Genomic DNA, 23,811 nt, shown 5'->3' on the forward strand with positions numbered 1-23,811 from the left:
GGGGTCATGGCCACGATGATGCGAACGAGCGGGTTCGGAGTCCTTTCGCTCCTGGCCTTGGCCCTGCTGGCCGCTTGCGGTGAGCAGGGCCGGGATGCCGCACCGAGCCCGTCGTCGGCGCCGGCGCCGCTCGTCGAGACGGCGCCCACGCCGCGGCCGGCCACCGAAGTCGCTGAGCGCTGGCTCACGCAGCGCGACGAGGGCGACAACGTGGATTCGGTCGCGGTCTGGAGCGACGGCGTCGAGCGGAACTGGCTGCTGGCCACGGCCAAGGAGTCCGACATCCTGATCATCTACGATGCCGCGACCGGCGAGCGTCTGGGCGAGGCCGGCGGCACCGGCAATGCGCCCGGCAGGCTGCTGCGTCCGAACGGCCTCTTCGTGATCGACGATCTGGTCTGGATCGTCGAGCGGGACAACCATCGCCTGCAGGCCCTGAGCCTGCCGGATTTCGCGCCGCTGGGGATCTTCGGGGCCGATGTGCTGGTCAAGCCCTACGGCCTCTGGATGGAGCGGGCCGACACTGGATACCGCATCTTCGTGACCGATTCCTACGAGACCGTCGACGAGCAGGTGCCGCCGGATGCCGAGCTCGACGGCCGCCTGCATCGTTTCGACATCGTGGATCGTGACGGCCGCTTCGAGCTGGTCGAGCATCGGCGCCTCGGGCCGACCGAGGGTGTCGGCCGTTTGTTCAAGGTCGAATCGCTCTGGGGGGACCCGGCCAATGATCGTCTGCTGGTCGCCGACGAGCATCCCGATGCACTCAACCTCAAGATCTTCGATCTCGAGGGTCGCTTTACCGGCGAGACCGCCCTGGATGGCGAGTTGTTCTACGAGCCGGAAGGCACCGCCTTGGACGCCTGCGAGGACGGGCGTGGGTTCTGGGTCGTGACCGACCAGGATCACCTGGACAATCGCTTCCTGGTCCTCGACCGTCTCGGTCTGGACGTGCTGGGCGCCTTCACCGGTGCCGTGACGGCGAACACCGATGGCGTCTGGCTGCATCCGGCGCCGCTGCCGGGCTTCCCGGGCGGCGCCTTCTATGCCGTGCACGATGACGGCAACGTCGGCGCCTTCGATTGGGCCGAAGTACAATCCGCGCTGAATCTGACCCCCTGTACGCAGGACGTAATGCAGTGATTTCCAGACGTCGCTTCATCGGTAGTTCGGCGGCCGCGGTCGGCGCGGCCTTCATCGGTTATCAACGGCAGGTGCTGGGCCGGGCCCATGCGATCCTGCCCGGCTGGCGGGATTTCGGGCCGGTCCGGCCGGACCCGGCCGGGGTATTCGACCTGCCGGCGGGCTTTGCCTACACGGTGATCGCCCGCCTCGGCGAGACCATGCACGATGGCCTGCGTCGTCCCGGTCTGCCCGATGGGATGGCGGCCTTTCCGGGCGCGGATGGACAGGTGATCCTGATTTGCAATCACGAAGTCGAACACGACGAGTCCGCCCTCGGCCCCTTCGGTCCGAACGGCGAACTGGCCGACCGGATCGATGCGAGCCGCGTCTACGATCCGGGTCGCCGCTTGGCCTGTTCCGGCGGCACGACGACCCTGGTCTATGATCCGAGCGCCCGCCGTGTGACGCGCTCCTGGATGAGTCTGGCCGGGACCGAGAACAACTGCGCCGGCGGGCCCACGCCCTGGGGCAGCTGGCTGAGCTGCGAGGAGACGGTGGTCCGCAGCGATCAACAGACCTACACGCGCGACCATGGCTGGGTGTTCGAAGTGCCGGCTTCGGCCACCGAAGCGGTCGAACCCGTGCCCCTGACCGCCATGGGTCGTTTCAACCATGAGGCCTGCGCGGTGGATCCCGCCACCGGTATCGTCTACCTGACCGAGGACCGATCGGACGGCCTGTTCTATCGCTTCATTCCGAACCGCCCCGGTGAACTGGCGGCCGGCGGACGCCTGCAGGCCCTCGCCCTGAAGGATCGCCGTCGATCGGACACGCGCAACTGGCCCGAGAACGGCGCCTCATCGATCGCGGTCAATGAAGCCCTGGCCGTCGAATGGATCGATCTGGACCGCATCGATGCACCTGACGACGATCTGCGTCATCGAGGTGCGGCCCGGGGCGCGGCCGTGTTCGCGCGTGGCGAGGGTCTCTGGTGGGGGGACGGCGAAGCCTATTTCGCCTGCACCAACGGCGGGCCTGATCGATATGGCCAGATCTTCCGTTATCGACCGAGCGACGAGCAGTTGAGCCTGTTCGTGCAATCCAGCGATCATCGCTTGATGAAGTCCTGCGACAACCTGACGGTCAGCCCCTGGGGCGACCTTCTGGTGTGCGAAGACCGGGACGATCATGCGGGTCTGGTCGGGGTCACGCCCGCAGGCGAACTCTACGAATTCGGGCGCAACGCCTATTCCACGTCCGAACTCTGCGGCGTTTGCTTCGCACCGGACGGCCAGACCCTCTTCGTCAATATCCAGAAGGACGGTTTGACGCTCGCCATCCACGGCCCGTTTCCGACCGCCGGCACCTGAATCTCACGAACGAGCTTCAACCTCGGGTGGCGATCAGGTCGGCCAGGCGAGCCTTCTTGGGGTCGCGATAGAGCAGGCTGCGGAGGGGGTTGTCGCGGGCCAGTGGTTTCCACTCACCTTCGGCCTGGGCCAGGCGGTCGGCGATCGCCCAGAGCACGATCGGGTTGGCGCCCATGCCCATGTGGCTGGCGCTGACCTCGATGTTTTCCGACAGCTCGTGCTCGGGCGCCATGCTGATTCGCCAGTTGACGATGCCGTCGGTCTTGCTCAGGAAGGAGGTGCTGGGCGCCATCGGGTGCTCGAGCAGCCACTCGGCCAGGCGCGGGTCGTCGGCCTTCCAGCCGCTGACCAGTTCGAAGATCCGCCAGGCATTGGTTGCCTGATGCTCGGCCTGGATCGGGGAGCCCAGGGTGATCACGCTGCGGACGTGCTCGGGCATGCGAACGGCCAGGGCGCGGGCCATCGCACCGCCCAGGGACCAGCCGATCAGGCTGACGGTGCGGCCATGGCGGCGGTGCAGGGTGTCCAGTCGTTCCTCGAGGCGTTCGACCAGGTTGTCGACGGGCCCGATGTTGAAACCCTGACGCCAGGGGTAGGCCGCGTAGCCACGACTGTTGAGGAAGCGTCGGATCGGCCAGGTGCTGGTGTCGTTGGCGACCAGGCCCGGCAGGACCAGCACGGGGTGGCCATCACCGGCGGGCGCTCGCTTCAGGATCGGCCAGCTCACGGCCAGTGAGCTCCACTCGAAAAAGGCACGCCCTTCCAGCGCCATCAGCACGGGGTGGGGCGCGCGCAGGGGAAAACGGTCCAGCCAGTTCATGTCGTGATTCCTCCTTCCAGCTCGTCCAGGGCCTGGTCGATGCGCCGGGCCAGGCGAGCGGGCTCGGGCAGCACCTCGGGGCAGGCCAGGATGCCGACCTCCAGACTTCCAGCATAACTCTGAACCGTGATGTTCAGGCCCAGGCCGTGGGTCACGATCGAGATCGGGTAGTAGTGTGAAATGCGACGGCCTGCGAGAAACAGCGGTACGGGTGGTCCGGGTACGTTGGAGATGACCAGGTTCGCCAGCGCCGGCAAGCGCTCTGACAGGCGACCGGCCTTCCAGAGACGGCTCAGGCCCGTGGCCCAGAAGGGTGCGGCCAGGCCGGGGAAGTCGGTCGGGATCAGATGGCTGAAGGTCTGGACCCGGGCCTTGATCCGGCCGGTCGAGGCGTGGATGCGCTTGAGACGCTCGATCGGGTCGGCTTCGTCGGTCGGCAGTTCGCACTGGACCATCGAGACCTGGTTGTTGGCCTCGCCATTGCCCTGGGCTCGAAGGCTGATCGGCATGCCGGCGATCAAGGGCCTGTCGGGTAGCTCCCCGTGCTGCTTCAGCGCCGATCGCAGAGCGCCGGTGCACAGGGCCATGACGACGTCATTCAGGCTGACCCCATAGCCTTGGGCGACCCCCTTGATCCGCTTCAGCGCCAGGCTGGTCACGCCGAAGGCGCGTTGGTCGCCGATCTGGACGTTGAAGCGCGTCTTCGGGGCGAACAGCAGGCTGTCTCTGAGGCCGGCCACGGTCCTGATGGGCGAACCCACGCCGGAGGCAGCCAGCTTGACCGTGTCCGGAAGGCCGCGCATCCAGCGGCCCCAGGCACTCACCGTCGAGCCAGCAGCGCGCACGGCCAGACGGGCCTTGCCGCTGGGGTGGCTGGCCGGTGCCGGGGGCGGACGATGGCCCGGCGTTTCAGGGTCCGGTTCCGTGTCCAGCAGGGCCCGGGCCAGGGCCACGCCGCCCTGGCCGTCGAGGAGGGCGTGGTGGATGCGGCTGTAGAGCGCGACGCGTCCATCGGCCAGGCCGTCGATCACGACCAGCTGCCAGAGCGGTCTGTCGCGGTCCATCGGCTCGGCGTGCAGGCGGCCGGTCAGTTTCATCAGCGCCTTCATCGAGCCCGGCGCGCGCAGGCGCCGATGCTGGATATGCCAGTCCAGATCGAGCTCCGCATCGCCACGCCAGATCGGATGGCTCAGGCCCAGCGGCGCGTCTTCGAGCACGCGTCGCAGGGGGGCGGCGGCGGCAAGCCGATCGGCGACGTGATCACGCAGCTGCTGATGAAAATCACCGCCTTTTCTCTGGCCGGCCTCGAGCAGCATCAGGCTGCCCACATGCATCGGCGTACCCAATCCTTCGAGGTAGAGAAAGGCGGCGTCGAGGCCGCTGAGTGGCTGGTGCTTGCTCATGCTTGGTCGAGCTCGTGCATCCGACTCACTATACGCCCGATCGGAGCGCTTGCACGAGTGTCTCCGGACTCGTGCCTTTCATATCACCCGGCACGAATGCAGATCGCATCAAGGGCTCTCTGGTGTCGGTCAGGCGACCAATGGGTTCCGTGCTTTCAGATTCGGAAAGACGGAAAAGTCGCGGTCCGCAGTCCAGAGCTCGGTGACCCCATGCTGAAGACAGATTGCGGCGATCCTAGCATCATGGACTTTCGGCCCGACGATGCGGGCGGAGTCGAGCATCGGTCGCAGTTCGCTCCAATGGCGAACACTTTCAGAAATCAGATTCAGTCCGGGACACTCCAGCCAGGCATCGATCTGATCGAGTGCCTGACTCGACGGTGTCGGTGGGTCGAAGATCCGCGGATGGGTGGCGATGCTGTAGAACTCATGCAGGCAGGGCCATGGGATGGCCCACGGGGCCCGGGATGTCGCCAGCGACTCGATCCGTTCATAGGCCTGAGGATGAAACGGACTGTCCTCCCGATGCGCATAGACCAGGAGGTTCGTGTCGATGGCGATCATTCGATACGATCTTCGTAGGCCAGATCGCGCAGGCGATCCCATTCCAGTCCCTGGCTGTCCTTGCGTAGCCCATTACCACTGAAGCAGGCACGTCGAAGCTTGAAGTCCTGGATCCGCTCGGCCTCGGCCAGTTCATGCCTCAGGCCGCGCTCGATCAACGCTTTGACCGTTGTGTGCTCGCGTTTGGCCAGGGCGCGAGCAGCAGACAGAACGGCATCGGAAATTTCCACGGTTGTCTTCATGTGGGCGCCCATATGGACGAGGGAATAAGCCCATATCCTACCGAGGCCCTTCGGGTGCGGCAAGTACCGGTCCGTTCAATGGAGTCCCGTTGATCAGCTCATCAGAATCGAGCTCAGGGACTTCGCGGCCTCACGTCCTTCCCAGACGGCGGTGACCACCAGATCGGCGCCGCGCACCATGTCGCCGCCGGCGAACACCTTTGGATTCGTGGTCTGGAAGGGCGCATGGCCGTTCGAGGCGACGATCAGTCGCCCGTCATCGTGCGTATCCACGCCCGCCGCCATCAGCCAGTCCGGCGGGTTGGGGCGGAAGCCGAAGGCGATGATGACGGCGTCTGCGGGCAGGATCTGTTCGCTGCCTTCGATCGGCTCCGGGCGGCGGCGGCCGTTCTCGTCGGGCTCGCCCAGCCGAGTCTCGACCACCCGCACGCCTTCGACCCGGCCGTCGCCGAGGATCTCGACGGGCTGGCGGTTGAACAGGAACTCCACGCCTTCCTCGCGGGCGTTCTTCACCTCGCGCTGGCTGCCCGGCATGTTGGCTTCGTCGCGGCGGTAGGCGCAGGTCACGGAGGCCGCGCCCTGGCGGATCGCCGTGCGGTTGCAGTCCATCGCCGTGTCGCCGCCGCCGAGGACGACGACGCGCTTTCCTTCGAGGTGCTGATAGTCGAAGCCCGCGAGGGGTTCGTTCAGCACCTGGCCGACGTTGCCGATGAGGTAGGGCAGGGACTGAAGCACGCCGGGCAGGTCCTGGCCCGGGATTCGGCCGTCGACGGCGCGGTAGGTGCCCAGCCCCAGGAAGACGGCGTCGTGCTCGTCGATGAGGGTCTGGAATTCGATGTCGCGCCCGACCTCCACGCCCAGGTGGAAGCGGATGCCCATGCCTTCGAGGAGTCGCCGGCGCGTCTCGATCACGTCCTTCTCGAGCTTGAAGGGCGGGATGCCGTAGGTCAGCAGGCCGCCGATGCGCGGGTATTTGTCATAGACGTCCGCCTCGATGCCTTGGCGCGCGAGGACATCGGCACAGGCCAGACCCGCCGGCCCGGCGCCGACGATGGCGACGCGCTTGCCCGTGGGCTCGACCTCGGACAGGTCCGGGCGCCAGCCCTGGCGCACGGCCTCGTCGGTGATGTATTTCTCGACGGAGCCGATGGTGACGGCGCCGAGGCCGTCGTTGAGGGTGCAGGCCCCCTCGCAGAGGCGGTCCTGGGGGCAGATGCGACCGCAGATCTCGGGCAGGGAATTGGTCTGGTGGCAGAGCTCGGCGGCCTCGAACAGGCGCCCCTGCTTGACCAGGCGCAGCCAGTCGGGGATGTAGTTGTGCACCGGGCACTGCCACTCGCAGTACGGGTTGCCGCAGTTGATGCAGCGCGCGCTCTGATCGGCCGCGCCGTGGCGGTCGAAGCCGCCATAGATCTCGTCCCAGCCCTTGACGCGGATCGGCACGCTGAGCACCTCGGGATCCTGGCGCTCGGTGTCGAGGAAATGCAGGGGATTGTTGCGGACCCGGCTCATGCGGCGCTCCGGAGCGCGTCGATCAGCTCGTCGAGATCGCTGGCCTTGGGCTTGACCAGCCAGAACTTGGGCAGCAGGCGGCGGAAGTCGTCGAGGATGGTCTCGGCGTGCCGGCTGCCGGTCAGCGCCAGGTGCTGCTGGATCAGCTCGCGCAGGTGATGCACGTGGTTTTCCATGTGGTCCGGCGCGATGTGCTGGATGTCGATCAGCTCGTGGTTGTAGCGGTCGACGAAGCCACGGTCCTGATCGAGCACGTAGGCAAAGCCGCCGGTCATGCCGGCGCCGAAGTTGATGCCCGTGCGGCCCAGCACGACCACGACGCCGCCGGTCATGTACTCGCAGCAGTGATCGCCGGCGCCCTCGACCACGGCCACGGCCCCGGAGTTGCGAACGGCGAAGCGCTCACCGGCCTGGCCGGCGGCGAAGAGTTCGCCGCCGGTGGCGCCGTACAGGCAGGTGTTGCCCATGATCGGCGTGTCCTGGCTGGCGTAGCGAGCGGCTGCTGGGGGCTTGAGCACGATGCGGCCGCCGGCCATGCCCTTGCCGACGTAGTCATTGGCCTCGCCCGTGAGGCTCAGCTGAAGGCCGGGGGCGTTGAAGGCCCCGAAGCTCTGACCGGCGCTGCCCTCGAAATCGATGGCCAGGGGCGGGCCGGACAGGCCCGGGTCACCCCAGCGGCGGGCAATCTCGCCGGACAGGCGCGCGCCGATGGAGCGATCGCTGTTGGCGATGGCATAGGTGAACTCGCCGCCGGCACCGGTGGCGACGGCCTCGGCCGTGTCCGTGTGGATGCGCTCGGCCAGCAGGCCGCGATCGTGCGGCGGGTTTCTCAATCGGGTGCAGAAGCGCGCTCCGTCGGCCAGACCGGCTTCCCCGAGCAGGGGGGCGAGATCGAGGCGGTTCTGTCGTTCGGTCAGGCCTTCGATGCGCTCCAGGTACTCGGTCCGCCCGATCAGGTCCTCGAGGCGCGTCACGCCGAGGTCGGCGAGAATCTCGCGAACCTCGCGGGCGACGAATCGGAAGTAGCGCTCGACCATCTCGGGCAGGCCGATGAAATGCTGGCTTCTCAGGACTTCGTTCTGGGTGGCGACGCCAGTGGCGCAGTTGTTCAGATGGCAGATGCGCAGGTACTTGCAGCCCAGGGCGATCATCGGCGCGGTGCCGAAGCCGAAGCTCTCCGCGCCCAGGATGGCCGCCTTGACCACGTCCAGACCCGTCTTGAGTCCGCCGTCGGCCTGGATCCGCACCTGGCCACGGAGGCCGTTGGCACTCAGTACCTGACGGATTTCGCTCAGGCCCAGCTCCCAGGGGGCGCCGGCATACTTGACCGAAGTCAGGGGGCTGGCGCCGGTGCCGCCGTCGTAGCCGGAGACGGTGATCAGATCGGCATAGGCCTTGACCACGCCGGCGGCAATCGTGCCGATGCCGGGTTCGGCGACCAGCTTGACGGAGACCAGGGCCTCGGGGTTGACCTGCTTCAGGTCATAGATCAGCTGGGCCAGATCCTCGATCGAGTAGATGTCGTGGTGCGGCGGGGGCGAGATCAGGCCGACGCCGGGCCTGGCGTGGCGGAGTCGGGCAATCAGGCCATCGACCTTGTGGCCGGGCAGCTGACCGCCCTCGCCGGGCTTGGCGCCCTGGGCGATCTTGATCTGCAGCACTTCGGCGTTGACCAGGTAGGCCGGGGTGACGCCGAAGCGGCCCGAGGCGATCTGCTTGATCTTGGATGATTTTTCCGTGCCGTAGCGCGCCGGGTCTTCGCCGCCTTCGCCGGAATTCGAGCGGCCGCCAAGGCGGTTCATGGCGATCGCCAGGGCCTCGTGGGCTTCCGGTGAGAGGGCGCCCAGGGACATGCCGGCGGAGTCGAAGCGCAGCAGGATGTCCTGTTCGGATTCGACTTGATCGAGCTCGATCGGCGCATGATCGGAGCGCAATCGGAGCAGATCGCGCAGGGTGGCGGGTTCGCGCTCGTTGACCAGGGCGGCATAGCGCTGGTAGTCGGCGTAGTCACCGCTCTGGCAGGCCCGTTGCAGAGTCGTGACCACGTCCGGGTTGTAGGCGTGGTACTCGCCGCCGTGGACGTAGCGATAGAGGCCGCCGTGCTCGATCGGCACGGTTGTCTGCCAGGCCCAGCGAGCAAGCGCCTGCTGGTCACGGTGCAGGTCGGCGAAGGTGGCGCCCTGAATCCGGCTGACCGCGCCCGGGAAGCAGCGATCGACGACCTCGTCGGACAGTCCGATGATCTCGAACAGCTGCGCGCCGCGGTAGGCGGCGATCGTCGAGATGCCCATCTTGGACAGGATCTTCAGCAGGCCCTTGCGGATGCCGCGGCGATAGGCGCGGCCGAGCTGCAAGGCCTCGTCGCGCGGGTTCTCGATCTCGCCGCTGGCCGCCATGGCGTGCAGGGTCTGATAGACCAGATAGGGGTAGACCGCCGTGGCGCCGAAACCGACCAGGCAGGCCACCTGATGCGCGTCGCGGGCCGTGCCGGTTTCGATGATCAGATTGCACAGCGGCCGCTTGCCGGATTCGAGCAGTTGATGATGGATCGCGCCCGTGGCGAGCAGGGCGTGGACCGGCAGATGGCCTGGCTTGAGGTAGCGATCCGAGATCAGCAGGATCAGCTTGCCGTCGTCCACGGCAGCCTCGGCCTCCTGGCAGAGCTGGTCGATCGCTGCTTCGAGCGGCAGGTCCTCGGGACGATTCAGATCGATGAAGGCCGAGGGCAGGCCGAACTGCGGCGTGTTGATCAGCTGTCTGAGCTTGCGCTGGCTCAGGATCGGCGAATTCAGAACGACCTTCTCGGCCAGTTCCGGCCCGGGCTGGAAGACATTGCCCTTGCGCCCGACGCCCGTCTCCAGGGACATGACGATGCTTTCCCGGAGCGAGTCGATCGGCGGATTGGTGACCTGCGCGAACTGCTGGCGGAAGCTGTCGTAGAGCGAGCGGTTGCGGCTGGACAGCACCGGCATCGGCGTGTCGTCGCCCATGGAACCGACGGCTTCGGACTGAGTTTCGGCCAGCACCTGAATGACCTCGCGTCGCTCTTCGCGCGAGAGATTGAACATCTTCTGATAGGTCGCCAGGGTGTCCGCGTCGAAGGGTTCGGCGGCCATGTGCACATCGACGAGCTCGGAGTCGAGGTATTTCACGCCGGCCTTCAGCCAGCGTTGCCAGGGCTCCAGGCGTTTCAACCGGTCATCGACCTGGGCCGAATCCAGCAGCTCGCCGCTGGCGAGGTCGGCGACCAGGATCTGTCCGGGGCCGAGACGTCCACGTGCCCTGACGTGTTCCGGTGGCACATCGACCACGCCGGTTTCCGAGGCCACGATCAGGCGTCCCTGGTCCGTCAGGGTCCACCGTGCCGGTCGGAGGCCATTGCGGTCGAGGGCGCAGACGGCGAAGCGACCGTCGCACATCACCAGGCCTGCGGGGCCGTCCCAGGGTTCCTGGTGGAAGCTGAAGAATTCGTAGAAGGCCCGGAGATCGGCGTCGAGGTTGTCGGCGGTCTGCCAGGCCGGCGGGATGAGAATGCGAACCGCCTGGGGCAGGGGCATACCGCCGGCGACCAGCAGTTCGAGCATGTTGTCCAGGGAGCTGGAGTCGGAGCCGTGCATGCCCACCGGCGGGTCGAAGTCGGCCAGCTCGGGCAGCAGGGGCGAGCGCAGCAGGCGCCGCCGGGCGCGCGTCCAGTTGCGGTTGCCGCGGATCGTGTTGATCTCGCCGTTGTGGGCCAGCAGCCGGAACGGTTGCGCCAGGCGCCAGCGCGGCAGGGTGTTGGTCGAAAAACGCTGGTGGAAGACGGCGGCCGAAGTCGCGAATTCCGGATCGGCCAGATCGGGGTAGAAGTCGGCCAGGTACTCGGGCATGACCATGCCCTTGTAGGCGATGGTCCGCGCCGACAGGCTGGCCACATACGGTCCGGCCTCGGGGCCGACCTCGATTTCGAGTCGGCGGCGGGCCATGAACAGATGGCGCTCGAACTCCTCGACGCTGGCCCGCTCCGGCCACTGGACGAAGATCTGTTCGATGCGCGGCAGCCGCGCTCTCGCGGGCTCGCCCAGCGCGTCGACCTGCAGCGGTACGGGGCGCCAGCCGGCGACCTCCAGGCCGCGAGCTTCGAGCCGTAGTTCGAGCTGCCTGCGCTGTTGCTCGGCGAGCTCGTCTTCCCGATCGAGGAACAGCATGCCGACGGCGAAACGATCGCCGACGCCCAGCCCGGCCTCGGCGGCCGCCTTGCGGAGGAAGCTCAGGGGGAGTTTGACAAGCAGGCCGCAGCCGTCGCCGGTCTTGCCGTCCGGGGCCACGGCGCCGCGATGGGTCAGGCGCTTGAGGGCGCCGAGCGCGTCGCTCAGGACCTCGTGTTCGGCCCGGTCGTCCAGGCGGACGATCAGCCCGAAGCCGCAGGAATCCCGTTCGAAATCCGGATGATGCAGGGAATCTGCCAAGCGCACGCCTTGCGATGAACCGCCCTCAAGCATACCTGCTGAGTTTTAGAGCGCGCACTCGAATTTTCACTTTTCAGCGCGAGTTGCTCGGCGAGAAAGCGCCCGGTGCAGTGCTTGCCGACGCTGAGCCTTTCCGGCAAGCTAGCAGGCTTTGCCATTCAGTTGATCAGGAGATTTGCACCGTGGCTCGAAAGTCCCGCAGCAGAAAACACGCACCCGCCAAGCCGACGCCCGCTCGTCCTCGCTACGCGCCGGACTGGATCACCCTGGGGCTGAGTGCGTTCGGTATGCTGGTCACCGGCTATCTGGTCATCACCACCCTGACGACCGGTACGCCGGTCGGCTGTGGCGTGGGTTCGTCCTGCGACATCGTCCAGCAGAGCCGTTGGTCGACCCTTCTGGGGCTGCCGGTCGCGCTCTGGGGCTTCGGCCTCTACCTGGTCATCGCCCTGGTGGCCGGCCTCGGCCGGGCTCGCCCGAAGCGCTGGCAGCAGCTCTGGGCCCTGAGCTTCTTCGGGCTGATCTTCAGCCTTTACCTGACCCTGGTCGGCTGGCTTGAACTCGACGCCCTGTGCTGGTGGTGCACCCTGTCGCTCGCGACCGTGCTGGCCCTGGTCATCACGCTCACCTTCCGCCGTCCAGGCCTGGACGAAGGGCCCTTCTGGGGCAATTTCCTGCTCGGTCGGGGGGTGACTGTGGCCGTGCTTCTGGTCGCCCTGCACGGCATCTACAACGGCTGGTTCGAAGCGCCGGCCGATCCGAAGCTCGAGGCGCTCGCGCAGCACCTCGATCGCACGGGGGCCACCTTCTACGGCGCCTTCTGGTGCCCGACCTGTCAGGACCAGAAGGCCATCTTCGGCGCGGCCGCCGACGATCTGCCGTACTTCGAATGCTCACCGAATGGCCGCAACGCCGGTCTGGCCTTCGAGTGCGCCAGCGAGAACATCAGCAACTTCCCGACCTGGGTGATCGGCAGCCGCCGCCTCGATGGCATCCAGACGCCCGAGGACCTGGCCCGCTACTCTCGCTTCGACTGGGAGGGCTGGCAGCCGCCGGAGTGATCCGGCGGCCGCTCACCGATCACTGAGCTTCGAAGCGATCCCGATGGAGCGGATCGCTGAGGCAGTCCAAGGGGCGCTGGAAGTCCGCGCTGACGTTCAATGCGTCGGCGTTTCCACCATCATCCGCGTTGACGCCCATGCCGCGGCGGGCGAAGGCGTCCCAGATCTCGCAGCGGTTGGCGCTGTCGTTGGCGATCTCATCGGCCAGCAGCACGGCGTTGCGGAAATCGAGGAAGGTCGGGCTGCAGGGCTGCAGCTTGAGACCGTCGATGACCAGGCGCAGTGCCAGCTGGTTCCCGCCGTTGCCCCGGTGCATGTCCGGGTCGAAGCCGTACTTGTCGACCAGGTTCCAGTACAGGTCCCACATCGCCGAGTTCAACACCGTGCCGACCCCGTGCGGAATCGAAACACCGCCGGGCTGGCCCGCGTTCTGCAGATTGGCGTAGCTCAAGGGGTTGATGCTCAGATCCCGGATGTAGGGCGCAGGACGGATTCCGGCGCCCGGAATGTTCTGCTGGAAGATCAGGTAGGAGCCGACGCCGCGCGGCTGGTCCGATCGGTCGCTGTCCTTGGCGGTGAACCAGAGCGCCAGGAAATCGCTCCAGCCCTCGCCGGCCTGCTGGCGACCTGACAGGCAGCTGGCCTGGGAGGGGCCGCCGGTCAGACGGTTGGACAGACCATGGCCGTACTCGTGCGCGATCACGCCGGCATCCAGGTCGCTGTCCCGGTTCAGGGCCGGCCCACCTTCGCGGATCAGGGTGCCGGTGATCGCGTTGACGGCATCGGCGATGATCGCATTGCCATCGTCGTTGCCGATCATCGCGACGGGAATCGTGACCTGCCCGCCCGAGGCTCCGGGGCCCATGTTGATGGTGGCGTTGCCGGACTCGCTGTTGACGATGATCGCCGCCACGGCGCCGGCCTGTTCGGCATTGAGCGCCTTGAGGCCGAACTCGCAATTGCCACGACGGATCAGGGCGATGTTGCCGGCGGTGAAATTCTGCAAGCTGCTGCAGCCCTCGCTGCCGAGCGCGCCACTGCCATCGTCGACCACTTCCAGTTCGCCCAGGCTGCCCGGATCTCCGATGGGCTCGCCCCAGCTGGCGGAGGCCACGGCGTACTCGCCAGCGCTGACCGCCGGCTCCGAGACGCGCAGGAAGGCCGGCGTGCTGCCGGTCCAGACGAACATCTGCATGCGCGGCGCGAGGCCGTCGGGGGGCGTGCCGAAGTTGGCGTTATTGGTGCCCGAGCCGTCCTGGGCGTCGGCTCGCACGGCATCGTTGGCCAGACCCGCGGCGGTGAAATTGACCTGCTGGAAATTGCCGGCCGCCTCGTCGAAGCCGTGGTGCCAGAGGACGTCGTGCAGCAGATTGTTCCAGTAGAACAGGTTGGTGATGGCGAAATCCTCGTACTCGGCCGGCTGCTGGGTGTCGAGGTCGACCGCGAAGTCGAAGTTCAGGTCGACGCCACCGTCGGGCCGTCGGCCGTCAGCGTTGTTGGCATCGGTGTCCTCTTGGGCAAAGACGTTGTTGCCCCGGGTGTCGGTGTAATTCGTCGTGCCGGCCGTGTGCCAACCGTCCGGCGAGGCGTCCGGGTCGGCGGGATCGCTCACCAGCTGATCCTCGCCCTGGCCCGGGTGTTCAAGCGGCTCGGGGAACACGCGGTAGGCGGCCTGCTGAGTCCAGTTGACCGCGCGTAGCACGCGACCTTCGTGTGCATCCACCCAGGCCTCGTACCAGTCGCTCCGGTCCTTTTCATCGACCGCCATCTGCCAGACCAGGTGCAGGCGACCCTCGTGTTCCAGCCAGGCCAGCTCCACCGGCACCGGTTGATCGGCCATCGTCGGGGCGTCGAATTGCCAGCTCCGCTCGTCGATGCGCGATGCTTCGGTGCTTGCTTCCTCGAACTCCAGCCGACGTTCGCGGGCATAGACCGCCAGCGCCTGCCGGGCCGAAAGTGTCGGTTGCCGGTCATTGGTCCGGCGGGCGGCATCGGCGACGAAGCGGCTGTTGACGCTCCAGACCCGACCATCGGCGGCGAGATTGATGTTGGCCAGGGCGAGCGCGACCGGCAAACCGTCGACCCGCTGGCGGAGCCAGACGTGCCGGACCCCGGTGTGATCGCTGACGTAGTCGTCGGTCACTTCGCTATCGGTGATGTCTTGGGCATTCAGGCCCAGGGCATCGGCGCGTTCGGCCAGCGCGAGTCGGGCCTGATCGGGGGTGCTGGCCGCAGCCGGCAGCGTCAGCAGGCACAGGGCCGCCGCGGCGAGAAGAGTCCTTTGCATGTTGGAGTCCGTAGTTGGTTGGAAGGTCGAGCCGCGCGCAGTGTGGCATAGTTCTCGCTTGAAATAAACTTTTGTGACTAAACTCCCAGAATTGACGCACCCGGCCCTCTTCACTCGATACCGCGCGGACGTCGTTATCCTTGTCCCAGCGTCGATGCCTTTCTCTGGAGTCATGCGCCCGATCATTCTGATGGTTCTATTTTCCCTTTGGCCCGGCCTGGCGCTTGCGGAGCCTTGCTGGTGGTCGGACGCCGACCACGGCCAGCTGGGTTTCGTGGGTCAGATCGAGGGCCGTGCTTTCGATGGTCGATTCACCGCCTTTGCGGTCAGCGTCTGTCTCGACGAGGCCGACAAGCTGGCCTCAGCGCGGATCAGGGTCGAGGTGGACACGGCATCGGCCGATTCAGGCAACCCGGATCGCGATCGAATGATGTCCGGGTCGTCCTTCTTTGCCAGCCGCGATTTTCCGACCGCCGTCTGGCAGACCGAATCACTGCGGCCTGACGGTGAGGGATTCCTCGCGTTCGGTGAATTGGAACTGCGCGGCATTCGCGTAGAGCAGCCGGTCGAACTGCGCTTCGACTTCTCCTCCGAGGTCCCGCGACTGTCGGGCGAGGCCAGGGTGTCCCGCCTGGCCTACGAGGTGGGCACGGGAGAATTCGCCGATCCGGATTTCATTGCCGATACGGTGGACGTACACTTCGAACTCGATCTTCGGGAGCAGCGCTGATGCGGACCATCGCTTTCTGGGTTATCGCGATCTTCATTCTCGGTCTTGCCTGGAAGCAGATCGACGGTTCCAGGCTTCGGGCCGCTGACATCAGCCCGGAGCATGAGGTGGTGATGTTCACCGCGCCCTGGTGTGGCTACTGCGACCGAGCGCGGGCGCACCTGAACGAGCGCGGCATCGACTTCCTCGAAATCGATGTCGAGGGCTCCGCCAGCGCCAACCAGCAGTGGAGAGATGCCGGGGGGCGCGGTGTTCCGCTGACCTTCATCGGCGAGCAGCGCTTCGCGGGCTACTCCCGCGAAGCCTACGACCAGGCCCTCGATCGCCTCTGAGCCTCGGGGCGATCAGTCCTTGTCGCTCACACCCAGGCGCTTGTGCATGATCGGCGAGGTCGTCGTGTACTGCACGAACTGACGCTTGTCCGGATAGAGGTATTTCTGCACGCCGAAGGCGGCCAGCGCGGCTTCGTGGAAGCCTGACAGGATCAGTTTCTTCTTGCCCGGGTAGGTGTTGATGTCGCCGACGGCGAACACGCCGGGCAGGCTCGTCTGGAACTGTTCCGTATCGACCGAGAGCTGCTTCTTCTCGATGTCCAGGCCCCAGTCGGCGATCGGCCCTAGGTCCGGAGCGAGGCCCCAGAAGACCAGTACCTCGTCGCCTTCGACGACCGTGCGCTGCTTGTCCAGGTCCATGATCTCCAGGCCGGTGAAGCGTCCGTCCTCGCTGTGGACTTCCATGATCAGACCCTGATGTTCCTGGACCCTGCCGGCCTCGACCAGGGCCTTGACTTTGGCCACCGAAGCCGGTGCGCCCCGATACTCCGCCCGGCGGTGGATCAGCGCGATGGAGTCGGCCACCTCGGCCAGGTCCATCGTCCAGTCGAGGGCCGAGTCACCGCCGCCGAGGATCAGCAGCTTCTTGCCGCGATAGCGTTCGCGGTCGGTGACCTTGTACTGCACCTGATCGGTGGTGAGTTGCTCGAGGTTCCTGGCCCGGAGCCGGCGCGGCAGGAAGGAGCCCAGGCCCGCGGCGATGATCACCGCGCCCGCATCGAAGCTCGTGCCCTTCGAGGTGACCACCGTGAAGCGGCCGTCCTCGCGCTTCTCGAAGCGTTCGACCTGCTGACCCAGGTGCATGCCGGCGTTGAAGGGCTTGATCTGGGCCATCAGATTGTCGATCAGTTCCTGGGCGGCGACGACCGGGTAGGCCGGGATGTCGTAGATCGGCTTTTCCGGATACAGCTCCGCGCACTGGCCGCCCGGTTGGGGCAGGCTGTCGATCAACTCGGCTTTCAGGTCGAGCAGACCCAGTTCGAAGACCTGGAACAGGCCGACCGGGCCGGCGCCGATGATGACCGCATCGGTCTTGATGGGGGTTGGATTCTCGGACACGTTGAAGGTTCGGGATTGGAAAAGCGCCATGATAGCGCGGGGGCGTAAGCTCGAAGGGTTCCGGTTTCCGGTTCCGGATTTCTAGGTGCTGAACGAAGTCACCCCGGATGACCGGAGGCCACTGCAACCCCAAAGCTCATCATCGCCCCATCGAAACCCCGCTGAGGTCCATGCTTCAACAATCTCCGCCAACCCGAGCTCGACACCCACCAACCACCCCAGGATCTGCCAAGTAACCTCGGTCGACAAGGAGCGGAATTCTTCGGTCCTTTCGTTTCTTCGGCTGGGGTATGCTCGGGCAGGGATTCGCAAGGTTTTTCCGATCTTTGGATACTCAAGGCAATCGATCCGATATTCGTCTCCACCCAGAGTGGTTGGCCGTGCTCGAGCAGGAATTCAGCGAGCCCTACATGCTCGAGCTGAAGCGCTTTCTGCTGGAGCGCAAGCGCGCCGGTGCCGAAATCTACCCGCCGGGTCCGAAGATCTTCAACGCCCTCGATTCCACCCCCCTATCCTCGGTTCGCGTCGTGATCCTGGGTCAGGACCCCTACCATGGGCCGGGGCAGGCGCACGGCCTGTGCTTCTCGGTGCAGCGCGGGGTTCGGCCGCCGCCGTCCCTGGTCAACATCTTCAAGGAGCTCGAATCCGACCTCGGTCTGCCGATTCCAGGGCACGGTTGTCTGCAGGACTGGGCGGATCGAGGGGTGCTGCTGCTCAACGCCGTGCTCACGGTCGAGCGGGGGCAGGCCGGTGCCCACCAGGGCAAGGGCTGGGAGCGCTTCACCGACGCCGTGGTCGAGGTGGTCAATCGACGCTGCGATCACGTGGTGTTCCTGCTCTGGGGGAGTCACGCCCAGAAGAAGGGTGCACGCATCGACCGCGCCAGGCATCTGGTGCTGAAGGCGCCGCATCCTTCGCCCCTGTCGGCCCATCGCGGTTTTCTGGGCTGTCGGCATTTTTCCCAGGCCAATGACTGGCTGGTGTCCAAAGGCCTGGAGCCGATCGACTGGCGCCTGGGCGACTGAGCCGTTCAGCCCAGCTTGCGTCTGGAAGCGGCGCGGAAGCCGAAGTAGATCCCCGTCAGCGCCAGCAGGGCCCCGGTGATCTGCAGGGGGCTCAGGCGCAGGCCGAAGATCAGCACGTCCCAAAGGATCGACTGCGAGGGCTGGAGCAGCAGCAACAGGCCGACCAGGCCGGCGGGCAGGAACGGCATCCCGCGGGTGATCAGCAGCCAGCCGATGACCTGGCAGAGGATTCCCAGGGCAATCAGACTCAGGAGCGTCTGGCGGTCGGGGATCGAAAAGTCATGGCCTTCGATCAGATTGAGCAGGCCCAGCATGAGCACGCACCACAGGCTGACCTGCAGTAGACGGGTCTCGGGCCGAAACCCGCCTTCCCGGATCTGGAAGCCACGCAGGCTGAGCAGGTACGCGGCATAGGCGGTGGCGGTCAGCAGACCGAAGCCGATGCCCAGACGGTAGTCGGGCGGCAGCTGGGCCCAGTCGCGGCCGAACAGCAACCAGAGCCCGCTCATGGCCAGGGCCAGCCCCGTCGCGAAGCGCCAGCCCAGACGTTCACGCAGCCAGACCACCCCGACGGCGGTCAGCACGAAGACCTGGAAATTGGCCAGCAGGGTGGCCAGGCCCGGACCGATGTAGTCGATGGAGCGGTGCCAGAACCAGAGATCGGCGGTGAAGAAGATCGCGATCAGGCCCGAGGAGCCCCAGCCGCGACGGAAACCCTCACGCAGGCGCCCTTGAACGCTGATCAGCAGGATGAAGCCCAGCGCCCCGAACAGCATGCGGTAGAAGGCCGAGGTGGTCGGTTCGACGTTGGCCAGGCGGGCGAACACGGCCGCGAAGCTGATCAGGGTGGCGCCGGCGAGGACCAGCAGGCCGGCGCGCAGGGGATGCGTGGACAGGCTCATGGGGGACCGCCTCGCGCCGATGCGACGGGCTCAGGCCGCGCGCGCTCGACGGGCCAGAGCCGGACTGTCCCGGTCGAAGCCACAGGCGCGCTCGACGAACAGCTCGCGGGCCGGCCAGAGTCCCTGGCCGAGCATGAAGCCGGCGCCGAGCAGGTGCTTGCCCAGGCCGGCGGGCAGGCGAACGGTTTCATTGATGGCATGGATGCCGCCGCCGATCAGCTCGCTTGCCGAGCGCCGCCAGCGCTGGTAGTGGTCCAGGGCGCGGCCGCGGTCAGCGAGGGATTCCACCGGCGTCAGACATTCGGCCAGCGCGGCCGCATCGGCCAGGCCGAGGTTCAGACCCTGGCCGGCCAGGGGGTGGACGCTGCGGGCCGCATCGCCCAGCAGCACCAGTGGACCCTGGACCAGTCGTCGTGCCCGGCGTCGCACCAGCGGCAGGGCGTGGCGGGCGCCGACCTCCAGCACCTCACCCATCGGGCTGTCCTGGCAGGCGTTGATCTCGAACAGGAATTCCTCGGCCGGCATCTTGACCTGGGCGAGGGTGCGTTCGCTGGCCTGGGACCAGACGATCGAGGAGCGCCCATCAGCGAGCGGTAGCAGCGCCAGGGGACCGAAGTCGGTGAATCGCTGCCAGGCCAGGCCGTCGTTCGGGCGCTCGGTGCGGACCGGCGCGATCAGGGCATGCTGGTTGTAGTGCCACTCATCGACCTCGATGCCCGCCAGGCGGCGAAGCGGGCTGCGCGCGCCGTCGGAGGCGATCAGCAGTTCGGCACTCAGCCGCGGACCGGACTCGAGCCGGGCGCGCGCGCGCGGGCCGTCGAGCTCGACCTCGCCGAGGCGATCCGGGCAGAACAGCTGGATGCGCGGATTGGATTCGATGCGCTGCCAGAGCGTGGCCCTCAGGGCCGGGATCTCGGCGATCCAGCCGAGGGCTTGGAGTCCGTGTTGATCGGCCTTGAATTCGATCGAGCCGCGGCCCGCATGGACCTGCATGCGGCCGTAAGCGGCCATCCGATCGGCCCAGGGGCCAGGCCAGGCGCCGACGGCCTCGAGAATGGCGGCCGAGCCGGGGCTCAGGGCAATGACGCGTGGGTCGTAGTCCTCGCCGGGCCAGTCCGAGGCCGGCGCCTGAGCATCGACCAGCGCGACCTGCCGACCTTGCTCGGCCAGCAGCAGCGCCGCAGTGGCTCCGGCCACGCCGCCACCGACCACCAGGACGTCGACATCGATGCGCATCAGGCCTGCTCCTCGATCGGCTGGGCCAGACTCGGCACCGGTTGACGAAAGCCCATCGCCGCATGGACCAGCCGGCCTCGAAGGCCCGGCAGGCCGGCATGCGCCGCCAGGCCGAGTCCCGTGGCCAGCCGGGCCAGGCCCGAGGGGTTGGTGAAGGCGCGGGCCAGGGTGTCGGTGTAGCGGACGGTGGCGTCCTGATCGGGCTGACGGGTCCGGGCATAGTCACGGAGGGCCGCGGCGTTCCCGGGATCGTCAAGGCCGGCCAGCGCATCGACCAGGCCGGCGACATCGCGAAGGCCGAGATTGAAGCCCTGGGCGGACACCGGATGGACCGCGTTGGCGGCATTGCCGATCAGCACCACGCGCTCGGCGACCGGCCAGGCGGTGCGCTGGCGGACCAGCGGGTAGCGGGCGCGCTTGCCGGGCCGGGTGAATCGCCCGAGGGCGGGTCCGAAGCGTTCGCCGAGCTGCTCGCACAAAGTTGAATCATCGAGCTCCATGGCCTGGTCGATTCCCTCGTCGCGGTCGATCCAGACCACGCCGACGCGGCCGGCCGGCTGCGGCAGCAGGGCCAGGGGTCCGCGCGGGGTGAAGCGTTCGTAGGCGGTGCCGGCGGGGCTGCGCTCGGGCAGCACATTGAAGATCATCGCCGATTGACCATAGGGTGCTCGCTGACAGCGGAGTGCCGCGCGTTCGCGGACCTTGGACGCATTGCCGTCGGCGCCGACCAGCAGTCGGGTGTGCAGTCGGCGTCCGTCGTCGAGCTCGACCTCGAGGCCGTCGCCGGACTCCTGCCAATCCGCCAGCCGCGCCGGGCAGAATTCGCTGATCGAATCGTTCGATGTCAGGGCGGCCAGCGCCCTATTGCCCAGCTCGCGCGCCACGATCACCTGGCCGAACTGCTCGCGGCCGTAGTCTCGGGCTTCGAGGTGCAGGTGGCCGAAGCCGCCCGCGCGGGTGATGTCGATGCGCTCGATGGGCATCCGAACCGAGGCCTCCGGCAACAGATCGAGGCGGGCGAGCACGTTCAGGGAGGCGGCGTTGATGACCAGGGTGCGGTCGTCATGGCTGGGCTGATGGTCGGCCTGGCGGGCCTGCGCTTCGACTACGGCCACCCGGCGGCCGGCCGACGCCAGCGCGACGGCGGCCGTCGCGCCGACCAGGCCTCCGCCGACGATCACCACGTCGAAGCGATCGCTCATCCGGCCATCAGTCCTTCGATGTCCGCGACCTCGCGAGGCACGCCGGCGGTCAGGTTTTCCGGTTCGCCATCGGTGACCCGGATGTCGTCCTCGATTCGAATCCCGATGTTGCGGAAGCCGGCCGGGATGTCGTCGTCGCTGCCGATGTACAGGCCGGGTTCGACGGTGACCACCATGTTCTTCTCCAGCACCCGAGACTGTTCGTCGATACGGTAGTCGCCGACGTCGTGCACGTCGAGGCCGAGCCAGTGGCCGGTCTTGTGCATGTAGAAGCGCCGGTAGGCCTCGCTTTCGATCAATCCATCGACCCCGCCTGCCAGCAATCCGAGTTCGACCAGGCCCTCGGTCAGGCGCCGCACGGCGGCTTCATGGTAGGCCTCGAAGGGGCGCCCGATGCGGACCTGATCGATGGCGGCCGCCTGAGCGGATAGCACGACTTCGTAGGCGGCTTTCTGCTCCGCGGTGAAGCGGCCGTTGACCGGGAAGGTTCTCGAGATGTCGGCGGCGTAGCCATCGAATTCGCAGCCCGCGTCGATCAGCAGCAGATCGCCGTCGGCCAGCGCCTGATTGTTGCTGATGTAGTGCAGAACCAGGGCGTTGGAACCACCGGCCACGATCGGCTGATAGGCCGGCGGGCAGCCGTTGCGCTGATATTCGTGGAGCAGCTCGGCCATGATCTCGGACTCGTTCATGCCGGGCCGGCACTGCTGCATGGCGCGAACGATGGCCTGGGCCGAGATGCGCGCCGCGCGCTGCATGCAGCGGATCTCCTCGCGCGACTTGACCAGGCGCTGCTCGTGCAGAAGGTACTCGAGGGAGACGATCTCGCCCGGACCCTTCTCGCCGCGCCGCTGTTCGCGCAGGCGCTTGCGCCAGTCCATCACGCGCTGGTCGAAGGCCGGATCCTTGCCGACCGGGTGGTAGACCCGGGCGCAGCCCTCCATCAGGCCGGGCAGGATGTCATCGAGGTCGGCGATCGGAAAGGCGTCGTCGACGCCGAGCTGCTCGACGGCACCTTCCAGGCCCAGGCGAGGGCCGTCCCAGCGCTCGCGCTCGGGGTCGCGAGGGCGGCAGAACAGGATCTGCTCGCCGCCGGCCCGACCGGGGGCCATGGCCAGCACGGCTTCGGGCTCGGACAGGCCGGTGAGGTAGAGGAAATCGCTGTCCTGGCGATACGGGTAGTGGCTGTCCCCATTGCGCAGGTGTTCGGGCGCGGCCGGCACCAGGATCAGGGCGTGTTCCCCGGCCTCGGTCATCAGGCGCCGGCGGCGGCGCTGGAACTCCTCGCGCTTGATCATTGCCGGGTCAGGCTTTCCTCGCGCAGCAGCAGGACGGCCACGCGCAGGAACTCGGTCAGCTCGGCAAAGGCGGATTCCTCCGCTTCCTGATCGCTGTCGTCATCGGTCGTGGCGCGTGCGATCTGTTCGATCATGCGCAGGGCCTCGTGCGATTCTTCCGATTTCAGCGTGGGTGAACCGGCGCCGAAGCCGGTCAGGAAACCCGAGCACCAGCGGGCCAGGCAGGCGGTACGTTCGCCCAACGGCCGGTCTTCCGTCGGCAGCAGCGGCTGGAAGCTCAGTTCCGTCGAGGCCAGCTCATCCTTCAGTGAGCTGAGCGCGGGGCCGAGCTGAGCGAGGATTTCGTCGGGCGACAGATCACCGACCTGGAGCGCGGCCAGGTGGCCGGCCAGTGCGGCCTCGTCCTGGTCGGGTCGGGCGCAGAGCAGGCCGATGACCACGGCGTGGGTCTCGGCGATGCCGGCCGGGTCCTTGTCGGCGGCCAGGGCCAGGATCCAGGCCAGCTTCGATTCCTGTTGAGTGGGCATGGTGCGGAGCGGAAGGGTCGAAAAGAGCAGTTTATCATCGGGGCCGTGGGCCGAGTGAGGCAGGGCGCTTGTGAAGTGATGACCTAAAGAACTAAGATTAAGCCTCTGTAATCCCTAGAAGAACGCGTCGCTTATGGAATCGTTGCAAGAGACCAGCTCGGCGCTGGACCGTCTTCAGCAGCGTCTGCGCGAGATGCTGGAGCGCATTCGGCGGCTGGAAGAAGAGAATCGATCCCTGCACACACGCCAGGAATCCCTGGTGTCCGAGCGGGCTCAGCTGGTCCAGCGCAACGAGGAGGCCCGCGAGCGGGTGGAGGCCATGATCGAGCGTCTCAAGGCGCTAGAGAACGCGGGGTAGGCCGATGAGCAACGCGAACGAACCGGTCACGGTCCGAATCCTGGAGCGCGAGTACCGCGTGATGTGCGCGCCGGAGCAGCGCCGGGCCCTGATGGAGTCGGCCCTGTTCCTGGATCACCAGATGCGCGAGATCCGGGATTCCGGGCGCATCTCCTCGATCGACAAGATCGCGGTCATGAGTGCGCTGAACCTGGCCGAAGAGGTCCTCAAGCTCCGTCAGCAGCTCGCCGATCGCGAAGAAATGATCGACCGCCGCGTTCGTCAGATGGCGATCGAGCTTGATCAGGGTCTGCCCGGGGATTAGACTGGA

At 66.9% G+C, this 23,811-nt stretch carries 21 protein-coding genes; 8 read left to right on the forward strand and 13 right to left on the reverse strand.

The features are described 5' to 3' along the window. Positions 1-15: 15 nt before the first annotated feature. Both WM2015_RS15790 and WM2015_RS05155 read left to right on the forward strand, forming a co-directional pair. Positions 16-1,143, forward strand: coding sequence for an NHL repeat-containing protein (locus tag WM2015_RS15790; RefSeq protein ID WP_156200886.1), 1,128 nt, complete (start codon positions 16-18; stop codon positions 1,141-1,143). Continuing rightward, positions 1,140-2,495, forward strand: coding sequence for an alkaline phosphatase PhoX (locus WM2015_RS05155; RefSeq protein ID WP_211260962.1), 1,356 nt, complete (start codon positions 1,140-1,142; stop codon positions 2,493-2,495). The genes WM2015_RS15790 and WM2015_RS05155 overlap by 4 nt, the downstream gene beginning before the upstream one ends. A gap of 16 nt (positions 2,496-2,511) precedes the next feature. Here WM2015_RS05155 and WM2015_RS05160 read toward each other — a convergent pair whose 3' ends face one another. The 6 genes from WM2015_RS05160 to gltB all read right to left on the reverse strand — a co-directional run bounded on the left by WM2015_RS05160 (position 2,512) and on the right by gltB (position 11,517). Continuing rightward, entirely contained in the window at positions 2,512-3,315 is an 804-nt protein-coding gene (locus WM2015_RS05160) for a lipase family alpha/beta hydrolase (RefSeq protein ID WP_049725043.1), read from the reverse strand. Beyond that, a complete protein-coding gene (locus WM2015_RS05165) occupies positions 3,312-4,718 on the reverse strand; it encodes a WS/DGAT/MGAT family O-acyltransferase (RefSeq protein WP_049725044.1) in 1,407 nt (468 codons plus the stop codon). The genes WM2015_RS05160 and WM2015_RS05165 overlap by 4 nt, the downstream gene beginning before the upstream one ends. A gap of 129 nt (positions 4,719-4,847) precedes the next feature. Then, positions 4,848-5,282, reverse strand: a complete 435-nt coding sequence (locus tag WM2015_RS05170) for a type II toxin-antitoxin system VapC family toxin (RefSeq protein ID WP_049725045.1) — start codon at positions 5,280-5,282, stop codon at positions 4,848-4,850. Further along, positions 5,279-5,524: a hypothetical protein gene (locus WM2015_RS05175; RefSeq protein WP_211260963.1), complete on the reverse strand. Its 246-nt coding sequence runs from the start codon at positions 5,522-5,524 to the stop codon at positions 5,279-5,281. Before WM2015_RS05175 ends, WM2015_RS05170 begins: the two co-directional genes overlap by 4 nt. 93 nt (positions 5,525-5,617) lie before the next feature. Beyond that, entirely contained in the window at positions 5,618-7,036 is a 1,419-nt protein-coding gene (locus tag WM2015_RS05180; RefSeq protein WP_049725047.1) for an FAD-dependent oxidoreductase, read from the reverse strand. Then, positions 7,033-11,517, reverse strand: a complete 4,485-nt coding sequence (gene gltB, locus WM2015_RS05185; RefSeq protein WP_049725048.1) for a glutamate synthase large subunit — start codon at positions 11,515-11,517, stop codon at positions 7,033-7,035. The genes WM2015_RS05180 and gltB overlap by 4 nt, the downstream gene beginning before the upstream one ends. A 149-nt stretch (positions 11,518-11,666) precedes the next feature. On the opposite strand from gltB, the gene WM2015_RS05190 reads away from it, so the two are divergent. Further along, on the forward strand, positions 11,667-12,545 hold the full coding sequence (locus tag WM2015_RS05190; protein WP_049725049.1) for a vitamin K epoxide reductase family protein: 879 nt from the start codon (positions 11,667-11,669) through the stop codon (positions 12,543-12,545). Between the two features lie 19 nt (positions 12,546-12,564). Here the strand turns inward: WM2015_RS05190 and WM2015_RS05195 are convergent, their stop codons facing one another. Further along, positions 12,565-14,832 (reverse strand): M36 family metallopeptidase, encoded by a 2,268-nt coding sequence (locus WM2015_RS05195; protein WP_049725050.1) that lies wholly within the window; start codon positions 14,830-14,832, stop codon positions 12,565-12,567. A 172-nt stretch (positions 14,833-15,004) separates the two neighbouring features. Between WM2015_RS05195 and WM2015_RS05200 the strand changes: the two genes are divergently transcribed. Both WM2015_RS05200 and WM2015_RS05205 read left to right on the forward strand, forming a co-directional pair. Then, positions 15,005-15,562, forward strand: coding sequence for a YceI family protein (locus WM2015_RS05200; protein ID WP_049725051.1), 558 nt, complete (start codon positions 15,005-15,007; stop codon positions 15,560-15,562). After that, entirely contained in the window at positions 15,562-15,894 is a 333-nt protein-coding gene (locus tag WM2015_RS05205; RefSeq protein WP_049725052.1) for a glutaredoxin family protein, read from the forward strand. Before WM2015_RS05200 ends, WM2015_RS05205 begins: the two co-directional genes overlap by 1 nt. A 12-nt stretch (positions 15,895-15,906) precedes the next feature. Here the strand turns inward: WM2015_RS05205 and WM2015_RS05210 are convergent, their stop codons facing one another. Continuing rightward, complete coding sequence (locus WM2015_RS05210) at positions 15,907-16,953, reverse strand: NAD(P)/FAD-dependent oxidoreductase (protein ID WP_211260964.1); 1,047 nt, start codon at positions 16,951-16,953, stop codon at positions 15,907-15,909. Positions 16,954-17,279: 326 nt separating this feature from the next. On the opposite strand from WM2015_RS05210, the gene ung reads away from it, so the two are divergent. Then, positions 17,280-17,978 (forward strand): uracil-DNA glycosylase, encoded by a 699-nt coding sequence (gene ung / locus WM2015_RS05215; RefSeq protein WP_281173135.1) that lies wholly within the window; start codon positions 17,280-17,282, stop codon positions 17,976-17,978. A 5-nt stretch (positions 17,979-17,983) separates the two neighbouring features. Here ung and WM2015_RS05220 read toward each other — a convergent pair whose 3' ends face one another. Genes WM2015_RS05220 through WM2015_RS05240 form a run of 5 tightly spaced genes read right to left on the reverse strand, consistent with a single transcriptional unit; the run spans position 17,984 to position 23,143 of the window. After that, the gene (locus WM2015_RS05220) at positions 17,984-18,880 is read right to left on the reverse strand and encodes a DMT family transporter (RefSeq protein WP_049725055.1); all 897 of its coding nucleotides are present in this window, start codon (positions 18,878-18,880) and stop codon (positions 17,984-17,986) included. A 30-nt stretch (positions 18,881-18,910) separates the two neighbouring features. Beyond that, on the reverse strand, positions 18,911-20,116 hold the full coding sequence (locus WM2015_RS05225) for an FAD-dependent oxidoreductase (protein WP_049725056.1): 1,206 nt from the start codon (positions 20,114-20,116) through the stop codon (positions 18,911-18,913). Then, on the reverse strand, positions 20,116-21,318 hold the full coding sequence (locus tag WM2015_RS05230; RefSeq protein ID WP_049725057.1) for an FAD-dependent oxidoreductase: 1,203 nt from the start codon (positions 21,316-21,318) through the stop codon (positions 20,116-20,118). Before WM2015_RS05230 ends, WM2015_RS05225 begins: the two co-directional genes overlap by 1 nt. Further along, positions 21,315-22,616 carry an aminopeptidase P N-terminal domain-containing protein gene (locus WM2015_RS05235; RefSeq protein WP_049725058.1) on the reverse strand — a complete coding sequence of 434 codons (1,302 nt, stop codon included), beginning with the start codon at positions 22,614-22,616 and terminating at the stop codon, positions 21,315-21,317. The genes WM2015_RS05230 and WM2015_RS05235 overlap by 4 nt, the downstream gene beginning before the upstream one ends. Beyond that, positions 22,613-23,143 carry a UPF0149 family protein gene (locus tag WM2015_RS05240; protein ID WP_049725059.1) on the reverse strand — a complete coding sequence of 177 codons (531 nt, stop codon included), beginning with the start codon at positions 23,141-23,143 and terminating at the stop codon, positions 22,613-22,615. Before WM2015_RS05240 ends, WM2015_RS05235 begins: the two co-directional genes overlap by 4 nt. Before the next feature lie 133 nt (positions 23,144-23,276). On the opposite strand from WM2015_RS05240, the gene WM2015_RS05245 reads away from it, so the two are divergent. Both WM2015_RS05245 and WM2015_RS05250 read left to right on the forward strand, forming a co-directional pair. Beyond that, positions 23,277-23,501 carry a TIGR02449 family protein gene (locus WM2015_RS05245; RefSeq protein WP_049725060.1) on the forward strand — a complete coding sequence of 75 codons (225 nt, stop codon included), beginning with the start codon at positions 23,277-23,279 and terminating at the stop codon, positions 23,499-23,501. A gap of 4 nt (positions 23,502-23,505) precedes the next feature. Beyond that, entirely contained in the window at positions 23,506-23,805 is a 300-nt protein-coding gene (locus tag WM2015_RS05250) for a cell division protein ZapA (protein WP_049725061.1), read from the forward strand. The last annotated feature ends 6 nt before the right edge of the window (positions 23,806-23,811 follow it).

The organism is Wenzhouxiangella marina (assembly GCF_001187785.1).
Taxonomy (GTDB): domain Bacteria; phylum Pseudomonadota; class Gammaproteobacteria; order Xanthomonadales; family Wenzhouxiangellaceae; genus Wenzhouxiangella; species Wenzhouxiangella marina.